The sequence below is a fragment of the Pseudomonas sp. TNT2022 ID642 genome, assembly GCF_028656995.1.
Lineage (GTDB): Bacteria > Pseudomonadota > Gammaproteobacteria > Pseudomonadales > Pseudomonadaceae > Aquipseudomonas.
Genome location: NZ_JAMDGW010000019.1, coordinates 476,367 through 497,958 on the forward strand (window position 1 = coordinate 476,367; position 21,592 = coordinate 497,958).

Annotated in this window: 21 protein-coding genes and 1 pseudogene; 16 read left to right on the plus strand and 6 right to left on the minus strand. The window is 59.3% G+C overall.

Translation table 11 applies throughout. From position 1 onward, the window contains the following. Nucleotides 1–294 precede the first annotated feature (294 nt). A complete protein-coding gene (locus M5G26_RS20425; RefSeq protein ID WP_273916319.1) occupies nt 295–1,881 on the plus strand; it encodes an ABC transporter substrate-binding protein in 1,587 nt (528 codons plus the stop codon). 134 nt (nt 1,882–2,015) lie between these two features. On the opposite strand, the gene radC is transcribed toward M5G26_RS20425, so the two are convergent. Continuing rightward, nucleotides 2,016–2,690, minus strand: a complete 675-nt coding sequence (radC, locus tag M5G26_RS20430) for a RadC family protein (protein WP_038359238.1) — start codon at nt 2,688–2,690, stop codon at nt 2,016–2,018. 133 nt (nt 2,691–2,823) lie between these two features. Here radC and coaBC point away from each other — a divergent pair, with 133 nt between their 5' ends. The 4 genes and pseudogenes from coaBC to argB all read left to right on the plus strand — a co-directional run bounded on the left by coaBC (nt 2,824) and on the right by argB (nt 7,117). Continuing rightward, nucleotides 2,824–4,032, plus strand: a complete 1,209-nt coding sequence (gene coaBC / locus M5G26_RS20435; RefSeq protein ID WP_122604565.1) for a bifunctional phosphopantothenoylcysteine decarboxylase/phosphopantothenate--cysteine ligase CoaBC — start codon at nt 2,824–2,826, stop codon at nt 4,030–4,032. Nucleotides 4,033–4,037: 5 nt separating this feature from the next. Continuing rightward, the gene (dut, locus tag M5G26_RS20440; RefSeq protein WP_095049326.1) at nt 4,038–4,493 is read left to right on the plus strand and encodes a dUTP diphosphatase; all 456 of its coding nucleotides are present in this window, start codon (nt 4,038–4,040) and stop codon (nt 4,491–4,493) included. A gap of 324 nt (nt 4,494–4,817) precedes the next feature. Then, nucleotides 4,818–6,194: pseudogene (locus M5G26_RS20445) on the plus strand (phosphomannomutase/phosphoglucomutase); the annotation flags it as partial. Between the two features lie 17 nt (nt 6,195–6,211). Next, nucleotides 6,212–7,117: an acetylglutamate kinase gene (argB, locus tag M5G26_RS20450; protein WP_003229488.1), complete on the plus strand. Its 906-nt coding sequence runs from the start codon at nt 6,212–6,214 to the stop codon at nt 7,115–7,117. Nucleotides 7,118–7,300: 183 nt separating this feature from the next. Here argB and pyrE read toward each other — a convergent pair whose 3' ends face one another. After that, the gene (pyrE, locus tag M5G26_RS20455) at nt 7,301–7,945 is read right to left on the minus strand and encodes an orotate phosphoribosyltransferase (protein ID WP_008078597.1); all 645 of its coding nucleotides are present in this window, start codon (nt 7,943–7,945) and stop codon (nt 7,301–7,303) included. An 82-nt stretch (nt 7,946–8,027) separates the two neighbouring features. Here pyrE and M5G26_RS20460 point away from each other — a divergent pair, with 82 nt between their 5' ends. Next, on the plus strand, nt 8,028–8,807 hold the full coding sequence (locus M5G26_RS20460; protein WP_007920349.1) for an exodeoxyribonuclease III: 780 nt from the start codon (nt 8,028–8,030) through the stop codon (nt 8,805–8,807). Nucleotides 8,808–8,886: 79 nt separating this feature from the next. Here the strand turns inward: M5G26_RS20460 and gltS are convergent, their stop codons facing one another. The 3 genes from gltS to rph form a co-directional block, all read right to left on the minus strand. After that, the gene (gltS, locus tag M5G26_RS20465) at nt 8,887–10,095 is read right to left on the minus strand and encodes a sodium/glutamate symporter (RefSeq protein WP_134178445.1); all 1,209 of its coding nucleotides are present in this window, start codon (nt 10,093–10,095) and stop codon (nt 8,887–8,889) included. A gap of 364 nt (nt 10,096–10,459) precedes the next feature. Further along, a complete protein-coding gene (locus M5G26_RS20470) occupies nt 10,460–10,828 on the minus strand; it encodes a DUF4870 domain-containing protein (protein WP_007920344.1) in 369 nt (122 codons plus the stop codon). 28 nt (nt 10,829–10,856) lie between these two features. Further along, nucleotides 10,857–11,579, minus strand: coding sequence for a ribonuclease PH (rph, locus tag M5G26_RS20475; RefSeq protein ID WP_016985814.1), 723 nt, complete (start codon nt 11,577–11,579; stop codon nt 10,857–10,859). A 271-nt stretch (nt 11,580–11,850) separates the two neighbouring features. Here rph and M5G26_RS20480 point away from each other — a divergent pair, with 271 nt between their 5' ends. The 6 genes from M5G26_RS20480 to M5G26_RS20505 all read left to right on the plus strand — a co-directional run bounded on the left by M5G26_RS20480 (nt 11,851) and on the right by M5G26_RS20505 (nt 17,156). Continuing rightward, entirely contained in the window at nt 11,851–12,714 is an 864-nt protein-coding gene (locus M5G26_RS20480) for a YicC/YloC family endoribonuclease (RefSeq protein WP_093429970.1), read from the plus strand. A gap of 13 nt (nt 12,715–12,727) precedes the next feature. Further along, on the plus strand, nt 12,728–13,348 hold the full coding sequence (gene gmk, locus M5G26_RS20485; protein ID WP_008078609.1) for a guanylate kinase: 621 nt from the start codon (nt 12,728–12,730) through the stop codon (nt 13,346–13,348). Nucleotides 13,349–13,516: 168 nt separating this feature from the next. After that, a complete protein-coding gene (gene rpoZ, locus M5G26_RS20490) occupies nt 13,517–13,780 on the plus strand; it encodes a DNA-directed RNA polymerase subunit omega (RefSeq protein ID WP_016985812.1) in 264 nt (87 codons plus the stop codon). 57 nt (nt 13,781–13,837) lie between these two features. Then, complete coding sequence (gene spoT / locus M5G26_RS20495; RefSeq protein WP_102901460.1) at nt 13,838–15,943, plus strand: bifunctional GTP diphosphokinase/guanosine-3',5'-bis pyrophosphate 3'-pyrophosphohydrolase; 2,106 nt, start codon at nt 13,838–13,840, stop codon at nt 15,941–15,943. Nucleotides 15,944–15,967: 24 nt separating this feature from the next. Then, on the plus strand, nt 15,968–16,348 hold the full coding sequence (locus tag M5G26_RS20500) for a RidA family protein (protein WP_003229509.1): 381 nt from the start codon (nt 15,968–15,970) through the stop codon (nt 16,346–16,348). 67 nt (nt 16,349–16,415) lie between these two features. Continuing rightward, nucleotides 16,416–17,156, plus strand: a complete 741-nt coding sequence (locus tag M5G26_RS20505; RefSeq protein ID WP_123593522.1) for a hypothetical protein — start codon at nt 16,416–16,418, stop codon at nt 17,154–17,156. A gap of 139 nt (nt 17,157–17,295) precedes the next feature. On the opposite strand, the gene M5G26_RS20510 is transcribed toward M5G26_RS20505, so the two are convergent. After that, entirely contained in the window at nt 17,296–18,153 is an 858-nt protein-coding gene (locus M5G26_RS20510) for an SDR family oxidoreductase (RefSeq protein ID WP_273916320.1), read from the minus strand. Nucleotides 18,154–18,341: 188 nt separating this feature from the next. Between M5G26_RS20510 and exbB the strand changes: the two genes are divergently transcribed. The 4 genes from exbB (at nt 18,342) to M5G26_RS20530 (ending at nt 21,586) form a co-directional block, all read left to right on the plus strand. Beyond that, nucleotides 18,342–19,295, plus strand: coding sequence for a tonB-system energizer ExbB (exbB, locus tag M5G26_RS20515; RefSeq protein WP_134178449.1), 954 nt, complete (start codon nt 18,342–18,344; stop codon nt 19,293–19,295). A 6-nt stretch (nt 19,296–19,301) separates the two neighbouring features. After that, nucleotides 19,302–19,730: a TonB system transport protein ExbD gene (gene exbD, locus M5G26_RS20520; protein WP_134178450.1), complete on the plus strand. Its 429-nt coding sequence runs from the start codon at nt 19,302–19,304 to the stop codon at nt 19,728–19,730. Continuing rightward, nucleotides 19,727–20,473 (plus strand): TonB family protein, encoded by a 747-nt coding sequence (locus tag M5G26_RS20525; protein ID WP_038359287.1) that lies wholly within the window; start codon nt 19,727–19,729, stop codon nt 20,471–20,473. Before exbD ends, M5G26_RS20525 begins: the two co-directional genes overlap by 4 nt. Nucleotides 20,474–20,656: 183 nt before the next feature. Further along, nucleotides 20,657–21,586, plus strand: a complete 930-nt coding sequence (locus M5G26_RS20530) for a hydrogen peroxide-inducible genes activator (RefSeq protein ID WP_007920331.1) — start codon at nt 20,657–20,659, stop codon at nt 21,584–21,586. Nucleotides 21,587–21,592 lie beyond the last annotated feature (6 nt).

Sequence of the window (21,592 nt, forward strand, 5' to 3'; positions counted from 1 at the left end):
CCAGAAAGACTTCGGAGCAACAACAATCGGTGTGCAATCAATCCACAAAAAGGTGCTTTTTCAGCCTGCGAACGCCTTGGATAAAGGCTGGCATCGATTTTTACCACTCGTCGCAGAAAATCGTCCTTACAGGCAATCCAGACTTTTTACCGCGCGCCGCAGTCTGAAAAACGGCCATCACTGTGCCCCGAAAAAGCAAAAAGGGGATAGTCATTTGTAATCCAGACCTCTAGGGTAGGCCTTTTCCAGACTGCACTTGCAGATGGGCCTTCGATCTGTAAAAGGAAACCGACCATGCGCCTCGCTGCCCTACCCCTGTTGCTCGCCCCGCTCCTGCTGAGCCCCCTGGCCCAGGCCGCCGCGCTGAGCGTCTGCACCGAGGCCAGCCCGGAAGGGTTCGACGTGGTGCAATACAACTCACTGACCACCACCAACGCCTCGGCCGACGTGCTGATGAACCGTTTGGTGGACTTCGACACCGCCAGCGGCAAAGTCGTGCCGAGCCTGGCCGACAGCTGGGAAGTCAGCACCGATGGCCTGACTTACGTGTTCAAGCTGCACCCGCAGGTGAAGTTTCACACGACCGACTACTTCAAGCCGAGCCGCGAACTGACCGCCGAAGACGTCAAATTCAGCTTCGACCGCATGCTCGACCCGGCCAACCCGTGGCACAAGGTCGCCCAGAGCGGCTTCCCCCATGCGCAATCGATGCAGTTGCCCGCGCTGATCAAGAAGATCGACGCGCTCGATCCGCTGACCGTACGTTTCACCCTTGATCATCCAGATTCGACGTTTTTGGCAACCTTGAGCATGGGCTTCGCATCGATCTACTCCGCCGAATACGCCGACAAACTGATGAAAGCCAATGCCACGGACAAGCTCAACAGCCAGCCAATCGGCACCGGCCCGTTCGTGTTCAACCGCTTTCAGAAAGATGCAGCCATCCGCTACAAGGCCAACCCGGATTACTTCCGCGGCAAGCCTTCGGTTGACCCGTTGATCTTCGCCATCACGCCGGACGCCAACGTGCGCCTGCAAAAGCTGCGACGCAATGAATGCCAGATTGCCCTGTCGCCAAAACCTTTGGACGTACAGGCCGCGCTGAAAGAGCCGACGCTAAAAGTCGAAAAAACTGACGCATTCATGACCGCTTTCGTTGGCATCAACAGCCAGCATCCGCCGCTGGACAAGCCGGAAGTGCGTCAGGCGATCAACCTCGCGTTCGACAAGGCCAACTACATCAAGGCTGTGTTTGAAGACACCGCCGAAGCGGCCAATGGCCCTTACCCGCCGAACACCTGGAGCTACGCGAAGAACCTGCCGGGCTACCCGCACGATGTCGCCAAAGCCAAGACATTGCTGGCCAAGGCCGGGTTGAAGGACGGTTTCCAGACCACCATCTGGACGCGTCCTTCCGGCAGCCTGCTGAATCCGAACCCAAGCCTGGGTGCGCAGATGTTGCAGTCAGATCTGGCGGAAATCGGCATTCAGGCGGAAATCCGCGTGATCGAGTGGGGCGAACTGATTCGCCGCGCCAAAGCCGGCGAGCATGACCTGTTGTTCATGGGCTGGGCCGGCGATAACGGCGACCCGGACAACTTCCTCACACCGCAGTTTTCCTGCGCGGCGGTCAAATCGGGCACCAACTTCGCGCGGTACTGCAACGCCGATCTGGACAAGCTGATCAGTGCCGGCAAGACCACCAGTGAGCAAGGTGTGCGCACCAAGCTGTACGAACAGGCGCAGACGCAGATTCAGCAGCAGGCGCTGTGGCTGCCGTTGGCGCACCCGACCGCCTATGCGCTCACACGCAAAGACGTGCAGGGTTACTCCGTCAGCCCGTTTGGCCGCCAGGACTATTCGAAGGTAAACCTGAAATAACCTGCCCTGCACATAACGTGTAGGAGTGAGCCTGCTCGCGATGGCGTCATTTCAGTCAACCCACTCGGTGACTGGAAAATTGCTATCGCGAGCAGGCTCACTCCTACAGGGGTTTAGCGTTTTTCCCCTGAACTTTACATCCAGCCACACTCCGCCATCGACAGCGGCTCTCCATCGCCAACGATGAAGTGATCGAGCACCCGCACGTCAATCAGCTCCAGCGCCTTTTGCAGACGCTTGGTCAGTAATCGATCAGCCTGACTGGGGTCAGTGTTCCCCGATGGATGGTTGTGGCACAGGATCAACGCCGCCGCGTTATTGGCCAGACATCGCTTCACAACCTCGCGCGGATGCACGCTGGTGTTGTCGATCGAGCCGCGAAACAGTATCTCGAAATTCAGGACTTGATGTTTGGAGTCAAGAAACAGGCAACCAAACACCTCATGCGGCTCGTGACGCAGCATCGCTTTCAGATAATCGCGAACGACCTGAGGGTTTTCCAAGGCTGGTTTCTGCCGTGATTTCTCAGCCAAATGCCGCCTGTTCATTTCCTGAGCCGCCTGCAGTTGCGCAAACTTCGCCGGCCCGAGCCCTAATTGTTTGCTGAATGCGTCCTGATCGGCCTCAAGCAGCAAACGCAGGCTGCCGAATTGAGTCAACAGATTGCGCGCCAGGTCCACAGCGCTTATTCCGGGCAATCCGGTGCGCAGAAAAATCGCCAGTAACTCAGCGTCCGAAAGACTCGCTGCCCCGTGTTCCAACAACCTTTCCCGCGGCCGTTCCGCCGCAGGCCAATCGCGAATACTCATACACATTCCCTGTCTGTGGGCGCCGCTGTTCCGTAGCGGTCGCTGTGATATCGTAGCCCATCTTTTTTGCGGTCGATTCAACCCTGGGGAGGGGCATCGCATCGCAGTCATCAACGAAATGAAAGGCAGACCTATGCAGCGGCTGTATCGGAAACGCATCGTTCTGGGCGTCGGCGGCGGCATCGCGGCCTACAAGAGCGCTGATCTGGTTCGTCGCCTGATCGACCAGGGCGCCGAAGTGCGTGTGGTCATGACCCACGGTGGCGCCGAGTTCATCACCCCGCTGACCATGCAGGCGCTGTCCGGCCACCCTGTGCACCTCGACCTGCTCGACCCGGCCGCAGAAGCCGCGATGGGCCATATCGAGCTGGCCAAGTGGGCTGATCTGGTGCTGATCGCCCCGGCCACCGCCGACCTGCTCGCCCGCCTGGCCCAAGGCATTGCCAACGATTTGCTGACCACGCTGGTGCTGGCCACCGACGCGGTCGTCGCCGTTGCTCCGGCAATGAATCAGGCGATGTGGCGCGATCCGGCGACCCAGGCCAACCTGCAACTCCTCGAAAGCCGTGGCCTGAAGACCTTTGGCCCGGCCTCCGGCAGCCAAGCCTGCGGCGACGTCGGCATGGGCCGCATGATGGAAGCCACCGATCTGGCGCAATGCGCGGCGGATTGCTTCCAGCGGCAGGCGCTGACCGGTAAACACGTGGTGATTACCGCTGGCCCGACCCAGGAAAATATCGACCCGGTGCGCTACATCACCAACCACAGCTCCGGCAAAATGGGCTTTGCCCTCGCCGAAGCAGCGGTAGAAGCCGGCGCCCGTGTCACATTGATCAGCGGCCCGGTGCACCTGCCGACGCCGGATCGCGTCACCCGTATCGACGTGGTCAGTGCCCGCGACATGCTCGCGGCCTGTGAGTCGGCGATCCCGTGCGACGTGTTCATCGCCTCTGCAGCGGTCGCGGACTACCGCCCGGAAGTCGTTGCCCCGCAAAAACTCAAGAAAGATCCTACGAGCGGTGACGGCTTCGTCCTGCAAATGGTGCGTAACCCGGACATCCTGGCCACCATCGCGACCCGTCCCGACCGTCCGTTCAGTGTCGGCTTTGCCGCCGAGACCGAACACCTGCTCGACTACGCTGCACGCAAGCTGAAGGACAAGAATCTCGATTTGATCGTCGCCAACGACGTCGCCAACCCGAGCATCGGTTTCAACAGTGAAGAAAACGCCTGCAGCGTGATTGACCGTGAGCTGCACGCCACGGTTTTCGCCCAGACCAGCAAGAGCAAGATCGCTCGCCAACTGGTCACTTTTATCGCCGAACGTCTGAACCAGGTTTAATTTACATGCACGCTTTGCAAGCCAAGATCCTCGACCCACGCATCGGCACCGAATTCCCGCTGCCGCAATACGCCACGCCAGGCTCCGCCGGCCTCGACCTGCGCGCCATGCTGGATCAGGACATTGTGATCAAACCGGGTGAAACCGTGCTGATCCCGACCGGTCTGTCGGTTTACATCGGCGACCCGAACCTCGCCGCGCTGATCCTGCCGCGCTCGGGCATGGGCCATAAACACGGGATCGTGCTGGGCAATCTCGTCGGCCTGATCGATTCGGATTACCAGGGCCCGCTGATGGTGTCCTGCTGGAACCGTGGCCAGACCGATTTCACCATGACCGTCGGCGAACGTCTGGCGCAACTGGTGCTGGTACCGGTGGTGCAGGCGCACTTCGAAATGGTTGAAGAGTTCGTTGAAACCGAACGCGGCACCGGCGGGTTTGGCCATACCGGCACCAAGTAACCGGAGTCATCTTCTGTAGGAGCTGCCGAAGGCTGCGATCTTTTGATCTTGATCTTAAAAAACCAAGTCAAAGGATCGCAGCCTTCGGCAGCTCCTACAGGAGAAATTTGTGCATTTTCAGCGGCAGGTTTTAACACCGAAAATCAAGGTTTTGCCGGCCGAAAGCCACGCCCGCCGAGGCATCATGGCCCTTTCATACCACGAACTCTCTGTGGAAAACGCCGTCATACCCTTCAGTTTGAGCCTGCCGTCGAACGATTCGTCGGTCTGTCCCGCCACTTTCGAGATGGAGCATTTCCGTAGATGAGCACCCCAGCCAAGATTGCCCCGAAGCTGCCTGACAGCATTTTCCGCGCCTATGACATTCGTGGCACTGTGCCGGAATTCCTTAATGCCGAGACCGCTTACTGGATCGGCCGCGCCATCGGTTCGCAGAGCCTGGCCCAAGGTGAGCCGAACGTATCCGTCGGCCGCGACGGCCGTTTGTCCGGTCCGGAGCTGGTTGCAGAACTGATTCGCGGTATCGCCGAAAGCGGCTGCCACGTCAGCGACGTTGGCCTGGTGCCGACGCCGGCACTGTATTACGCCGCCAACGTCCTGGCCGGTAAGTCCGGGGTAATGCTCACCGGCAGTCACAACCCGTCGAACTACAACGGCTTCAAGATCGTCATCGCCGGCGACACCCTCGCCAACGAACAGATCCAGGCCCTGCACGAGCGCCTCAAGACCAACAACCTGAGCAGCGGCACCGGCAGCGTCACCCAGGTCGAGATCCTCGACCGCTACAACACCGAAATCGTTCAGGACATCAAACTGGCCCGTCGCCTGAAGGTCGTGGTCGACTGCGGCAACGGCGCGGCCGGCGTGATCGCCCCGCAATTGATCGAAGCGCTGAACTGCGAGGTCATCCCGCTGTTCTGCGAAGTCGACGGCAACTTCCCGAACCACCACCCGGATCCGGGCAAGCCTGAAAACCTCGTCGATCTGATCGCCAAGGTCAAGGAAACCAACGCCGACATCGGCCTGGCGTTCGACGGCGACGGCGACCGTGTCGGCGTGGTGACCAACACCGGCAGCATCGTTTACCCCGATCGCCTGCTGATGCTGTTCGCCCGTGACGTGGTGGCGCGCAACCCGGACGCGGAAATCATCTTCGACGTCAAATGCACCCGCCGCCTGGTGCCGCTGATCAAGGAATACGGTGGTCGTCCGCTAATGTGGAAGACCGGTCATTCGTTGATCAAAAAGAAAATGAAACAATCCGGTGCGCTATTGGCCGGTGAAATGAGCGGGCACATCTTCTTCAAGGAGCGCTGGTTCGGTTTCGACGACGGTATCTACAGCGCCGCACGGCTGCTGGAGATCCTCAGCAAGGAAAAATCCACTGCGGAAGAGCTGTTTGCGACCTTCCCGAACGATATTTCTACGCCGGAAATCAATATCCATGTGACCGAAGAGAGCAAATTCAGCATCATTGATGCACTGCACGACGCACAGTGGGGCGCAGGCGCTGACCTGACCACCATCGACGGCGTGCGAGTCGATTACGCCAAAGGCTGGGGCCTGGTGCGCGCGTCCAACACCACACCGGTGCTGGTGCTGCGCTTCGAGGCCGATGACGAGGCTGAATTGCAACGCATCAAGGATGTGTTCCACGCCCAATTGAAACGTGTTGCACCTGATCTCCAACTACCGTTCTGATCCACCCGGAGCCCTGAATGACCCTCGAACGCGAAGCCGCCGCCCATACCGCCCAGGTCCTGTCCGAAGCGTTGCCTTACATCCGACGTTATGTCGGCAAGACCCTGGTGATCAAATACGGCGGCAACGCGATGGAAAGCGAGGAGCTGAAAACCGGCTTCGCCCGCGACATCGTCTTGATGAAAGCTGTGGGCATCAACCCGGTGGTCGTGCACGGTGGTGGCCCGCAGATCGGTGATCTGCTCAAGCGCCTGTCGATCGAAAGCCACTTCGTCGATGGCATGCGTGTTACCGACGCAGCAACCATGGACGTGGTGGAAATGGTCCTCGGCGGCCAGGTCAACAAAAGCATCGTCAACCTGATCAACCGCCATGGCGGCAGCGCCATCGGCCTGACCGGTAAAGATGCCGGGCTGATTCGTGCGAAGAAGCTCACCGTCACCCGCCAGACACCGGAGATGACCCAGCCGGAAATCATCGACATCGGTCAGGTGGGCGAAGTGGTCGGGATCAACACCGAACTGCTGAACCTGCTGGTCAAAGGCAACTTCATTCCGGTGATTGCACCGATTGGCGTGGGTGAGAACGGCGAGTCGTACAACATCAACGCGGATCTGGTGGCCGGTAAAGTCGCCGAGGCGCTGAAAGCCGAGAAGCTGATGCTGCTGACCAACATCGCCGGCCTGATGGACAAGTCGGGCACCGTACTGACCGGCCTGAGCACCCAGCAGGTCGACGACCTGATCGCCGACGGCACTATCTACGGCGGCATGCTGCCGAAGATCCGTTGCGCGCTGGAAGCGGTACAGGGCGGCGTGGGCAGCTCGCTGATCATCGACGGTCGCGTGCCGAACGCGATCCTGCTGGAAATCTTCACCGACACCGGTGTTGGCACGCTGATCAGCAATCGCAAGCGTCCGTAAGCGCAGACGCAAACAAAAAGACCCCGCTCAGCCTGACTGAGCGGGGTCTTTTTTTGCCTGCAACCTCAGACTTCTGCACCTCTCCTGTGTAGGAGCTGCCGAAGGCTGCGATCTTTTGATCTTGCTCGCAAATGCCAAAATCAAAAGATCGCAGCCTTCGGCAGCTCCTACAGAGAAGGTGTGTCAGACGCCGAATTGGGCGCGGTAGGCTTCCACGGCTGGCAGGTGCTGCTTGAGTTGCGGGTCGTCAGCGAGGAATTCCAGCACCTGGTTCAGAGAAACAATGCTGATGACGGGGATGCCGAAGTCGCGCTCGACTTCTTGAATCGCCGACAACTCACCGTTGCCACGCTCCTGACGGTTCAGCGCGATCAGCACGCCCGCAGCTTTGGCGCCATCCTGCGAAGCGATGATTTGCATCACTTCGCGGATTGCCGTACCGGCGGTAATCACGTCATCAATGATCAGCACGTCACCGGTCAGCGGTGCGCCGACCAGACTGCCGCCTTCGCCGTGGGCCTTGGCTTCCTTGCGGTTAAAGCACCATGGCAGATCACGGTCGTGATGCTCGGCCAGCGCGACGGCGGTAGTGGCCGCCAGCGGGATGCCTTTGTAGGCCGGACCGAACAGAACGTCGAAAGGAATGCCGCTCTCGGCAATGGCTGCCGCGTAGAAACGCCCCAGCTGCGCCAGAGCCGAACCCGAGTTGAACAGGCCGGCGTTGAAGAAGTAAGGACTGGTGCGCCCGGACTTCAGGGTGAACTCACCGAAGCGCAAAACGCCGCGATCGATGGCAAAACGAATGAAATCGCGCTGATACGCTTGCATGAAAAAAACCCCAAATACCACGGATTTAGCTAATTAGCTTGACGCCGTGTATCATACACGCACGCGATTTTTGGGGCCATTTATGCGGATCATCAGTGTGAACGTCAATGGTATTCAGGCTGCAGTCGAGCGTGGTTTGCTCAGTTGGCTGCAAGCACAGAATGCCGACGTCATCTGCCTGCAGGACACCCGTGCCTCCGCCTTTGAACTGGATGACCCAGCCTTCCAACTGGATGGCTACTTCCTTTATGCCTGCGATGCTGAAGTCCCCGCCCAAGGTGGCGTGGCTTTGTACTCGCGGTTGCAACCGAAGGCTGTCATCAGCGGTCTCGGTTTCGAGACGGCCGACCGCTACGGGCGCTACCTGCAAGCAGATTTCGACAAAGTCAGTATTGCCACCTTGCTGCTCCCTTCGGGGATGAACGGCGATGAGGACTTGAACCAGAAGTTCAAGCTCATGGACGACTTCGGCAAGTATCTGGACAAACAGCGACGCAAACGTCGCGAGTACATTTATTGTGGCTCGCTGTACGTGGCGCAGCAGAAGCTCGACATCAAGAACTGGCGCGACAGCCAGCAATCCCCGGGCTTCCTGGCGCCTGAACGTGCCTGGATGGACGAGATTGTCGGCAACATGGGCTATGTTGATGCCCTGCGCGAAGTCAGCCGCGAAGGCGATCAGTACAGCTGGTGGCCGGACAACGAACAGGCCGAGATGCTCAATCTGGGCTGGCGCTTCGACTACCAGATCCTGACCCCGGGCCTGCGGCGCTTCGTGCGCAGCGCACGCCTGCCGCGTCAGCCACGGTTCTCGCAGCATGCGCCGCTGATTGTCGACTACGACTGGACGCTGACCATCTAAGCGTCGTGTCGGAGTTAAAAAATGCCCGTATCGCAAGATACGGGCATTTTTTGTGCGCGTGTTTTAAGCAACTCGAGCCTCAGAGCGCGACAAAGAACGGCAACGCCAGATACAGCTTGATCACGATGACATTGATGATATCGATGAAAAACGCTCCGACCATCGGCACCACCAGAAACGCGATCTGCGAAGGGCCGTAACGCTGGGTTACCGCCTGCATGTTGGCGATGGCCGTGGGCGTCGCACCTAATCCGAAACCACAATGCCCTGCTGCCAGCACGGCGGCATCGTAGTTGCGGCCCATCACCCGGAACGTCACGAAAATCGCGAACAGCGCCATGACCAGTGCCTGCACCGCCAGAATGATGAAGATCGGTAACGCCAGTGCGGCCAGATCCCACAACTTGAGCGACATCAGGGCGATCGCCAGAAACAGCGAAAGGCTGACATTGCCCAGCACCGAGACTTCACGCTCAAACACTTGGTACAAGCCCAACGCGGAAAGACCGTTGCGCAGCACCACGCCTATAAACAGGACACAAACAAACGTCGGCAACTCGAACGCGGTTCCTTGCAGCAGGCCATTCAATAGATTACCGACCAGCAGACTCACTGCAATCAACGCGAGGGTTTCGACAAACGAAAATGGCGTGATTGAGCGCTCCTTGTTCGGCTGCTCAAAACCTTTTGGCAATCGTGGCGCATCCAGTTGCTGGCCGCCGGGCACTTTCACTCGCTTGATGAGCAACCGCGCGACCGGCCCGCCAATCAAACCACCCAGTACCAGACCAAACGTCGCAGAGGCCATCGCCAGTTCGGAGGCAGAGGCCAGACCATACTTCTCACTGAATACCGTGCCCCACGCAGCACCGGTACCGTGACCGCCCGCCAGGGTGATCGAGCCGGTCAGCAGCCCCATCAATGGATCGAGACCGAGCATTTTTGCCAGCCCGATCCCCATCGCATTCTGGACCACCAACAGCCCCGTGACCGCCAGGAGAAATATCCCCACTATCCGGCCACCTTTCTTCAAGCTGGCAAAGTCTGCGCTAAGACCAATGGTGGCAAAAAAGGCCAGCATCAAAGGTGTCTGCAGAGAAGTATCGAAACGAATTTCAATATCGAACGTTCGCAGCAGCAACAACAGCAAGGCAACTACCAGACCACCCGCTACAGGCTCAGGGATATTGTAACTTCGCATGAAACCAACACGCGTAACGAGCCCGCGCCCTAATAGAAGCACTAAGGAAGCGGCCACAAGTGTTCCGTAAAAATCGAGCTGAATCATTGGGATTATTCTTGGCTATATATTCAGAGGCGCGCTTTTTACCTGCACCCGCCTCATGAACCGGCTGATTGTCTCAACACTGATTACTGTGGAATTCAAGAGCCTTCGATGGCTTGAATATATCTTAATATTTCAGAAGAAATATTAGCCCGGCAACTTTAACAATCGCCATCTGTGATTCCAAGGATATGAACCAGAACCAAGGCACAACAGTTGTGACCAAAAGTGTAATTACGCCATTGATATAAAATGTTACTTGCCACTCATCGCAACAAGATTATTCCTACATACCGAAGAGATAACTTTAGTTGCGTAAATAAAAATGCCCTGACATTTCAGGGCATTTTTTAAACTTGGCGAGCTTTTATTTGATCAACCGCCAGGTAAACGGATATCGGTACGGGAAGCCTTCATTAGCCTTCACCCCCGCAATGATCGTCAAAACCAGTGCGCCGATAGCCAGTATTCCCAGCAGAAAGAACCCGATGATCAGCACCATCAGCAGGAAGCAGATCAACGATGCGATAGCGACGGTGATCTGAAAATTCAGCGCCTCTTTACCTTGAGCATCGATGAACGGGTCCGTTTCGCGCTTCATCTGCCAGAGGATCAACGGTCCGATCAGATTGCCAAACGGAATCCAGATCCCCAGCAAGGCGGACAAGTGACAAAACATCGCCCATTGGCGAACCTCCTGGCTCGGTTTGGGCAGCAGCTCTTGCTCGTCACTCATCGCGTCCTCCTTGCGGTTATGAACCTGCTCAGTCGGCCAGTGCAGCCTTTTGCAGTTCGAAGATTTCGTTCATGCCTTGCTTGGCCAGTTCCAGCATGGCGTTCAAGTCTTCAGGCTGGAACGGCGCGCCCTCGGCAGTGCCCTGCACTTCGATGAAACCACCGGTGCTGGTCATCACTACGTTGAGGTCAGTCTCGGCAGCGGAATCTTCAAGATAGTCCAGATCCAGCACGGCCTCGCCCTGATACATGCCGACCGATACGGCACCGATCATTTGCTTGAGCGGATCGCCGCCCTTCAGGCCGCCACGCTTCTTGATCACTTTCAATGCATCAACCAGCGCAACCATGGCGCCGGTGATCGAAGCTGTACGAGTACCACCGTCAGCCTGGATCACGTCGCAGTCGACGTACAGGGTCACGTCGCCCAGCTTGGACATGTCCAGCGCAGCGCGCAGGGAACGACCGATCAGACGCTGGATTTCCAGGGTGCGACCGCCCTGCTTGCCACGGCTCGCTTCACGCTGGTTACGCTCGCCAGTGGCGCGTGGCAGCATGCCGTACTCGGCAGTCAACCAACCTTGGCCCTGACCTTTGAGGAAGCGCGGCACGCCGTTTTCGACGCTGACGGTGCAGATGACTTTGGTATCACCGAATTCGACCAGTACGGATCCCTCGGCGTGTTTGGTGTAGTTGCGGGTAATGCGGATCGAGCGGAGCTGATCGGCAGCGCGACCACTTGGACGTTTCATAGGGAATACCTGTACTGGGGACGGAAAACTGCCGAGCATTATAGAGCGCTGCACCGCACCTGGGCACTCGTTAAAAATCCCGGGCGACGACCGAAGGCTCTGAAACACCCATTACCGACGGGCTGCAGCCCTTTGTCACACCGTGTGTTTGGGCGCATTCGCCGCACTGCGCTACAATCCTGCGCCTTTGCTGCCAGTCGGCTTAAATTCATACATATCGCGCCTGCGGAACACAGGTTTCGCGCCGATCTGCATTTGCGAGGTCACCGCCATGGTGCACAGCATGACCGCCTTCGCCCGCGTCGAAAAAGCCGGCGCACAGGGCACCCTGAGCTGGGAACTGCGCTCGGTCAACAGCCGCTATCTGGAACCCCACCTGCGCCTGCCGGAGTCGTTTCGCGACCTCGAGGGCGCAGTGCGTGAGGCGCTGCGTCAGGGCCTGTCGCGGGGCAAACTCGAATGCACCCTGCGCTTCACCGAAGAAAGCACCGGCAAAACCCTGCAAGTCGATCGCGAGCGCGCCGCGCAGTTGGTCGCAGCAGCCGAGACCGTTGCCGGCCTGATCAAAAACCCTGCCGCTCTAAACCCACTGGAAGTGCTGGCCTGGCCCGGCGTGCTGGTGGGCGATGCGAGCGACCCGCAGGCGCTGAATGCCGACGCACTGGCGTTATTCAATCAAGGCCTGAAAGAGTTGAAGGCTGGCCGCGAGCGCGAAGGCGCAGAGCTGGCACGCCTGATCAACGAGCGTCTGACCTCTATCGAAGAAGACGTCGTGACCCTGCGTGAACTGGTGCCGCAAATGCTTGCAACCCAGCGCCAGAAAGTCCTCGACCGCTTCGCCGACATGAAGGCCGAACTGGACCCGCAGCGCCTCGAACAGGAAATGGTCATCCTCGCGCAAAAAAGCGACGTGGCCGAAGAACTGGATCGCCTGAGTACCCACATCATTGAAGTGCGCCGGGTGCTCAAATCCGGCGGTGCGGCCGGACGCCGCCTCGATTTCCTGATGCAGGAACTCAACCGCGAAGCCAACACACTGGGCTCCAAGGCCTTCGACCCGCGCAGCACCCAAGCCGCCGTCAACCTCAAGGTGTTGATCGAGCAGATGCGCGAACAAGTGCAGAATATTGAGTAAGGCTACCCCTGACATGACCCACAGCACCGGCACCCTGTACATCATTTCCGCGCCATCGGGCGCGGGCAAGAGCAGTCTGGTCAAGGCGTTGACCGACGCCATCCCGGAAATTCGCGTTTCGGTTTCCCACACCACTCGTGCCATGCGTCCGGGTGAAGTGGACGGCGTGAACTATCACTTCGTGACCCGCGAAGAGTTTGTGAAGATGGGCGAGCACGGCGACTTCCTCGAACGCGCCGAAGTCTTTGGCAACTTCTACGGCACCTCGCAAAGCCGCCTGCAGCAGACGCTGGACGAAGGTCACGACCTGATTCTGGAAATCGACTGGCAGGGCGCCGAGCAAGTGCGCAAGCTGATGCCGCAAGCACGCTCGATCTTTATCCTGCCGCCGTCGCTTCAAGCCCTGCACCAGCGCCTGACCAACCGCGGGCAGGACAGCGACGAGATCATTGACGGCCGCATGCGCGAAGCGGTCAGCGAGATGAGTCACTATGTCGAGTACGACTATCTGATCATCAACGACGATTTTGCTCACGCACTGGACGATCTGAAGGCGATTTTCCGCGCCAATCAACTCCAACAGAAACGTCAGCAAGTACGTTTCGGCAAATTGCTGGCCGAATTGCTCGGGTAAAACAGCACTTCCCAAAACAGCTGCAAGCGCTTTACATTGGTGCTTGCAGCGCGTTGAAGGGCTTGGTCAAAAAATCAGCGCTTCCCTAATCGCTGGTGATTTTTTAAACTGTTCAGTCCGCTCGCCCAACCGGGCAGCGCGCATATTGCATTCGCTCCGAGGAATACCATGGCCCGCGTAACCGTTGAAGACTGCCTGAACCACGTGGAAAACCGCTTTGAGCTGGTCATGCTCTCTACCAAGCGTGCCCGTCAACTGGCCACCGGCGGCAAAGAGCCACTGGTTCAGTGGGAAAACGACAAGCCTACCGTTGTAGCGCTGCGTGAAATCGCTGAAGGCCTGATGAGCTACGAGTTCATCGCCGAGCAGGAAATCGTCCAGGATGAGCCGCTGTTCGCAGCGTTCGAGGACGAGTCCAACGAGGCCGTCTAAGCCTATGCCTGGTCGACGTAGCACGGCGCGGGGTCACAACCTACGGCAGGAATCATCATGCCGAGCATAGACGCCCTCGCCGATCGCTTATCGACCTACCTCGGCAACGACCAGGTAAACCTGGTCCGCCGAGCGTATTTCTACGCCGAACAAGCCCACGACGGTCAGCGCCGTCGCAGCGGTGAGGCGTACGTCACGCATCCTCTTGCCGTGGCCAATATTCTTGCCGACATGCACATGGACCATCAGAGCCTGATGGCCGCGATGCTGCATGACGTGATCGAAGACACCGGTATCGCCAAAGAAGCGCTGCAAGCGCAGTTCGGTGAAACCGTGGCCGAACTGGTCGACGGGGTCAGCAAACTGACTCAGATGAATTTCGAGACCAAGGCCGAAGCCCAAGCCGAAAACTTCCAGAAAATGGCCATGGCCATGGCGCGCGACATTCGCGTGATCCTGGTCAAACTCGCCGACCGCCTGCACAACATGCGCACGCTGGAAGTGCTATCCGGCGAAAAACGCCGTCGGATCGCCAAGGAAACCCTGGAAATCTACGCGCCCATTGCCAACCGGCTGGGCATGCATGCGATCCGCATCGAATTCGAAGACCTCGGCTTCAAGGCCATGCACCCGATGCGCTCCGCGCGGATCTACCAGGCGGTCAAACGCGCCCGGGGCAACCGCAAGGAAATCGTCAACAAGATCGAAGAATCCCTCGGCCATTGCCTCGCTATCGACGGCATCCAGGGTGAAGTCAGCGGTCGCCAGAAACACCTCTACGGCATCTACAAGAAAATGCGCGGCAAGCGTCGAGCCTTCAACGAGATCATGGACGTCTACGCGTTCCGGATCATCGTCGACAAGGTCGATACCTGCTACCGCGTGCTGGGTGCTGTACATAATTTGTACAAACCGTTGCCGGGGCGCTTCAAGGATTACATCGCCATCCCCAAGGCCAACGGCTATCAGTCGCTGCACACCACCCTGTTCGGCATGCACGGCGTACCGATCGAGATCCAGATCCGCACCCGCGAAATGGAAGAGATGGCCAACAACGGCATCGCCGCCCATTGGCTGTACAAATCCAGCGGTGACGAGCAGCCGAAAGGCACTCACGCCCGTGCCCGCCAATGGGTCAAAGGCGTGCTGGAAATGCAGCAGCGTGCCGGCAACTCGCTGGAATTCATCGAAAGCGTGAAGATCGACCTGTTCCCGGACGAGGTCTACGTGTTCACGCCCAAAGGCCGGATCATGGAGCTGCCGAAAGGCTCCACGGCGGTCGACTTTGCCTACGCGGTCCACACCGATGTCGGCAACAGCTGCATTGCCTGCCGGATCAACCGTCGCCTCGCACCGCTGTCCGAGCCGCTGCAAAGCGGTTCCACGGTCGAGATCGTCAGTGCTCCCGGCGCGCGACCGAATCCGGCGTGGCTCAATTTCGTGGTCACCGGCAAGGCGCGCACGCACATCCGTCATGCGCTGAAACTGCAACGCCGCTCCGAGTCCATCAGCCTCGGCGAACGTCTGCTGAACAAGGTTCTCAATGGTTTCGACAGTTCGCTGGAGAAGATCCAGGCCGAACGCGTCAAAGCCATGCTCACCGAATACCGCCTCGAACTGATCGAAGATTTGCTTGAAGACATTGGCCTGGGCAACCGCATGGCTTACGTGGTCGCCCGCCGCCTGCTCGGCGAAGGCGAACAATTGCCAAGCCCGGAAGGCCCTCTGGCGATTCGCGGCACCGAAGGTCTGGTGCTCAGCTACGCCAAATGCTGCACGCCGATCCCGGGCGACCCGATCGTCGGGCACCTGTCGGCAGGCAAAGGCATGGTCGTGCACCTCGACAACTGCCGCAACATCAGCGAAATCCGGCACAACCCGGAAAAATGCATCCAGCTCTCGTGGGCCAAGGATGTCACCGGCGAATTCAACGTCGAACTGCGTGTCGAGCTGGAACACCAGCGCGGCCTGATCGCCCTGCTGGCCAGTAGCGTCAACGCAGCCGACGGCAATATCGAGAAAATCAGCATGGACGAACGCGATGGTCGCATCAGCGTGGTCCAGTTGGTGGTCAGCGTCCACGACCGTGTGCACCTGGCCCGCGTGATCAAGAAGCTGCGCGCCTTGACCGGGGTGATTCGCATCACCCGCATGCGTGCATAACTCAACCATTACAAGGAGTCATACATGACCAAGACTGTTATCACCAGCGACAAGGCCCCGGCCGCCATCGGCACCTACTCCCAGGCGATCAAGGCAGGCAACACCGTTTACATGTCGGGCCAGATTCCTCTGGACCCAAAAACCATGGAACTGGTTGAAGGCTTCGAAGCCCAGACCGTCCAGGTGTTCGAGAACCTCAAAGCCGTGGCTGAAGCCGCTGGCGGTTCGTTCAAGGACATCGTCAAACTGAACATCTTCCTCACCGACCTGAGCCACTTCGCCAAGGTCAACGAGATCATGGGCAAGTACTTCGACCAGCCATACCCGGCCCGCGCCGCCATCGGCGTGGCTGCCCTGCCAAAGGGTTCGCAGGTTGAAATGGATGCCATTCTGGTCATCGAGTGATGCGCACGGCGCGGCCTTCAAACGCCGCGCCGGTTGCTGCAAGAAAAGGTTTTGAAAGGATTCCACCATGCGCAAAGCGCTAGCTCTCCCGCTGCTCGCCATTTTCCTCGGCGGCTGCGCCAGCAACCCTGCCGACCGTGACATCAGCGGCACCTGGATCAATCAGGTGGCGATCGATGCCGCAGCCAAGGGCGGCCCCCTGCGCGAAGCGCTTCAGGCCTACGGCCCGAACCTTGAGTGGGACGTCAACACCAAGGCCAGTCAGGCCCGCTACACCAACGGTTTTGAGAACGTCGAAGGACGGCTGCTGGGTGAAAAATCCGGCGCCTGGAAAGTCGACTTCTATGGCAGTTCTGCCAGCGAGCTGAAACGCGACGGCGGGCAACTGCAGCAAGCCGCCAGCGAGAACGAACCCGAGCAGGTGTTCGACCGCGCACAAATTCCGGTGCCGGAAGGCGCACCGATTGGCGCCAGTTTCGAACGTGCACTGTATTCCGCGTACATGGGCGGCAGCTGGACAATCGCCAGTGGTCAAGGCGAAGGCAGCACCGTGCAGTTCCAGGCTGATGGCCAGGTTTCCGGTTTGCCGGGGGCCGACCGTTATGCCTTGTGCCTGGCAGGTGATTGCGCTTCGATGAGCAGCACCAACGACAACATGTGGTTGCAGCTCAACGGTCAGGGCAATGCCTACATCTTTGCGCGCAAGGGCAAGGAGCTGGAGATTTTCCAGGCGGTGAACACCGCGCTGGCAGATGAAATGCCGCAATACACGCCGGGCGAGCGCAAGTGGTTGCTGGAGAAGCAGTAACCCGCTTCTGAATTCGCAGATATCCCCTGTAGGAGTGAGCCTGCTCGCGATAGCGGTGTAACAGTCAGCACAAGTGTTGAATGTTATGACCTCATCGCGAGCAGGCTCACTCCTACAGTTGTTTTGGGGTGTCAGGAAGTCAGCATTTACCTTCAAGGATCGCGGCGTAACCTTCGCGGTAACTTGGGTACGTTGGCGTCCAGCCCAACGCCTTCACCCGCGCATTACTGCAGCGCTTGCTGCCGGTTCGGCGCACGCTGGCGTCTTCCGACCATTCGGTCACGCCCAGATACTCACGCAACCAGCCCACCACCTCGGCCAAGGGTGCTGGCGCGTCGTCGACGCCGATGTAGAAATCCTCCAGTTTCACGCCCTGCCGATCTCTCTCCAACAGGAACGCCAGCAACCCTGCCGCGTCGTCAGCATGAATCCGGTTGCCATACAGCGGCGGCTCGACCGCCACGCGATAGCCGCGACGCACTTGAGTCAGCAGCCACTCGCGGCCCGGTCCATAGATGCCGGTCAAACGCAGAATGCTTGCCGGAATACCGCTGTTGAGCGCGACCTGCTCAGCCTCCAGCATCAATCGCCCGGAATAACCGGCAGCGATGGTCTCTGAGTTCTCATCGACCCACTCACCCTCCTGCTGTCCATAAACGCTGCTGCTGGAAACGAAGATCAGCCGCTCAGGCACCTGCCCGTAGTCATCCAGCCAGCTCAGGACATTCTGCAAACCCTGCACATAAGCCGCGCGATAACCGGCTTCATCGTGATCAGTGGCTGCGGCGCAATACACCAGATAGTCCACGGCGCCTACCGGCCAGGTCGCCGGGCACTCTTCGTTGAACAGGTCGCCGGCAACGCCGATCACACCATCAGGCAGCTTCGAAACGTCCCGGCGCAGGCCATGAACTTCCCAGCCAGCCGCCAGCAATTGCTTGGCCAGACGACTGCCGACATCACCACAACCGGCAATCAAAACAGAAGGCGCGGACATTAAAAAACTCCCATCGGAAAGACACAGACTAGCCTCGGGACAGGACGAGCGGCTAGCAATGCAGGAAAAAAAGATACTCTATTACTTTTGTTAACAAGAATTACTTGCAATAATGCACGCCACTTTTGTTCTCGGCCTCACGAGGCCTGGAAGAGCATCAACGTTTTTCTATCTCAGGTCCGGCCAGCATGACACGTAATCAAACCTCCGCTTCGCCAACCAATCGACCTCGCGCCTGGAGCGCAGTGGCGGCACTGCTGCTCAGCCTGATGCTGGCGCCGACCGCTGCATTCGCCGACGCCCAGGCGCCTGCAACGCCAGCCGCCACCGAGCAAAGCGCACCGGCCGCCGCTCCGGCTGCCCCGGCCGCTACCGATCCGGTGCAAGCGGTTGACGCTGCCGACGTCCCTGAAGTTCTCGAAGCCGACAACAGCCTGGGCATGGCCCACGACCTGTCGCCGTGGGGCATGTACCAGAACGCCGACATCATCGTGAAAATCGTGATGATCGGTCTGGCCATCGCTTCCATCATCACCTGGACCATCTGGATCGCCAAAGGCTTCGAGCTGATGGGCGCCAAGCGTCGTCTGCGAGGCGAAATCGCCGCGCTGAAAAAGGCCACTACCCTTAAAGAAGCCAGCGCCACCGCCGGCAAGGAAGGCACCCTCGCCAACCTGCTGGTGCACGACGCGCTCGAAGAGATGCGCCTGTCGGTCAACAGCCGCGAGAAAGAAGGCATCAAGGAACGCGTCAGCTTCCGTCTCGAGCGCCTGGTTGCAGCCTGCGGTCGCAACATGAGCAGCGGCACCGGCGTCCTCGCCACCATCGGTTCCACCGCGCCGTTCGTGGGTCTGTTCGGCACCGTGTGGGGCATCATGAACTCCTTCATCGGCATCGCCAAAACCCAGACCACCAACCTTGCCGTCGTGGCACCGGGTATCGCTGAAGCACTGCTGGCCACCGCACTGGGTCTGGTTGCCGCGATTCCAGCCGTGGTGATCTACAACGTCTTCGCCCGCTCCATCGCCGGTTACAAGGCGCAGGTTTCCGACGCCTCGGCAGAAGTGCTGCTGCTGGTCAGCCGTGACCTCGACCACCAGCCTGAGCGCAGCTCGCAACCGCACATGGTGAAAGTGGGGTAATCGGCCATGGGCCTGCATTTGAAAGAAGGCGCAGACGACGATCTGGCCGAGAACCACGAAATCAACGTCACGCCGTTCATCGACGTGATGCTGGTGCTGTTGATCATCTTCATGGTGGCGGCTCCATTGGCCACCGTGGACATCAAAGTCGACCTGCCCGCCTCGACCGCCAAACCGGCGCCGCGGCCAGAGAAACCGGTGTTCCTCAGCGTCAAGGCTGACCAGCGCCTCTACATCGGCGACGAGGAAGTCAAAGCCGAAACCCTTGGCGCCGTGCTCGACGCCAAGACTCAGGGCAAGAAAGACACCACCATCTTCTTCCAGGCCGATAAAGGCGTGGATTACGGCGACCTCATGAGCGTGATGGACAAGCTGCGCGGCGCCGGTTACCTGAAGGTCGGTCTGGTCGGACTTGAGACGGCAGCCAAGAAATGATCACGACGCGCCATAAGCTGACGCGTTACAGCGGTAGCCTGGCCGTGGTGCTGGGCGTTCACGCGCTGGCCATCGCGCTGGCGCTGAACTGGACCGCCCGCCCGCCCATCGAATTGCCGCCGCAGGCAATGATGGTCGAGCTGGCCCCGGTTCCGGCCCCGCCACCGCCTGCTCCGCCGAAAGTCGTCACACCGCCGCAGCCACCGGCTCCGGTGGAAGAGTTGCCGATTCCGAAGCTGGCCGAAGCACCGAAAGCGGAAATCGCGGTGCAGAAACCCAAGCCGAAGCCCAAGCCTAAACCGCCGAAGCCGGTCGAGAAGAAGCTGCCTGATCCACCGAAGGAAAAACCTTCCGAGGAGAAACCGGCCGACACCCAACCGACTCAGGCACCAACGGAGAAATCCGCCCAGCCTGCACCGGGTCCGTCGCCTGCTCAGATGGCTGCCAAGGCCAGTTGGCAAGGCACCCTGCTCGCGCATTTGGCCAAGTACAAAAAGTACCCGGCCAGTGCTCAGGCACGGGGCAAGGAAGGCTTGAACCGACTGCGCTTCGTGGTGGATGCCGAAGGTAATGTGCTGTCGTTCGAACTGGTGGGCCGCTCCGGCAACGCCGATCTGGACCGGGCGACCCTGGAAATGATCCGCCGCGCACAACCGCTGCCCAAGCCACCGGCCGACATGCTGAACAACGGCTCGATCGAAATTGTTGCGCCGTTTGTTTACTCCCTCGAACGCCGCCGTTAAGTAGCAAGATCAAAAGATCGCAGCCTTCGGCAGCTCCTACATTGGAATGTACTTCCCTGTAGGAGCTGCCGAAGGCTGCGATCTTTTGCTTTTTGCAGTAGTCGCATTGAGCACTCAGTCTGATAACGTGCGTCTATCGATTGCAGCCGGTATGCTTGGCCCGCATCTTCATGGACGCTTGCTATGACCCTCACAGAATTACGCTACATCGTTACCCTCGCCCAAGAGCAGCATTTCGGCCACGCCGCCGAACGTTGCCACGTCAGCCAGCCGACCCTGTCGGTGGGCGTGAAGAAACTTGAAGACGAACTCGGTGTGCTGATTTTCGAACGCAGCAAAAGCGCCGTGCGCCTGACCCCGGTCGGCGAAGGCATCGTCGCCCAGGCGCAGAAAGTCCTTGAGCAGGCCCAAGGCATCCGCGAACTGGCCCAGGCCGGCAAGAACCAGCTGACTGCGCCGCTGAAAGTCGGCGCGATCTACACCGTCGGCCCGTACCTGTTCCCGCACCTGATTCCGCAACTGCACCGGGTCGCCCCGCAGATGCCGTTGTACATCGAAGAAAACTTCACCCACGTGCTGCGCGACAAACTGCGCAACGGCGAGCTCGACGCGATCATCATCGCCCTGCCGTTCAACGAAGCCGACGTGCTGACCCTGCCACTCTACGATGAGCCGTTCTACGTCTTGATGCCGGCCCAGCACCCGTGGACGCAAAAAGAAACCATCGACGCTGGCCTGCTCAACGACAAGAGCCTGCTGCTGCTCGGCGAGGGCCACTGCTTCCGCGACCAAGTGCTGGAAGCCTGCCCGACCCTGACCAAGGGCAACGACGGCGCCAAACACACCACGGTCGAATCCAGCTCGCTGGAAACCATCCGCCACATGGTCGCCTCCGGTCTGGGCATCTCGATCCTGCCGTTGTCGGCGGTCGACAGCCATCACTACGCCCCGGGCGTGATCGAAGTGCGCCCACTGTCGCCGCCGGTGCCGTTCCGCACCGTGGCCATTGCCTGGCGCGCGAGCTTCCCACGGCCGAAAGCCATCGAGATCCTCGCCGACTCCATTCGCCTGTGTTCGGTGGCCAAGCCAGCGGCACCGGTTACGGCCGGTTAAGCGAGC